Annotated in this window: 1 protein-coding gene; it reads right to left on the reverse strand. The window is 67.7% G+C overall.

The annotated features are described in order from the left end of the window. Nucleotides 1–179, reverse strand: a 179-nt coding sequence (locus tag WDW90_RS41155; protein ID WP_336493056.1) for a hypothetical protein, incomplete at its 3' end; no start/stop codon positions are given. Nucleotides 180–269: the final 90 nt, after the last annotated feature.

The raw sequence follows: 269 nt of genomic DNA on the forward strand, positions 1-269 counted from the left end.
TCCTCGGGCAACTCCGTCCACGGGGTCGACAGCGAGAAGTCGAGGTCGCTCGCGAGGCCCTCGAGCAGTCGCTGGAAGTAGTTGAACAGCCCCATGCCCGACTGGGTCCAGGGCAGGATCACGCCGTCGGCCAGGCTCAGTGCGGGGTCGCCGAGGAGCAGTTCGGAGTCCACGGACATCCGTGTACCGAGTCCGGAGCACTCCGGGCAGGCTCCGAACGGCGCGTTGAAGGAGAAGGTGCGGGGCTCGATCTCGGTCAGCTGCACCGG

The sequence above is a fragment of the Methylobacterium nigriterrae genome, assembly GCF_037106235.1.
GTDB lineage: Bacteria > Pseudomonadota > Alphaproteobacteria > Rhizobiales > Beijerinckiaceae > Methylobacterium > Methylobacterium nigriterrae.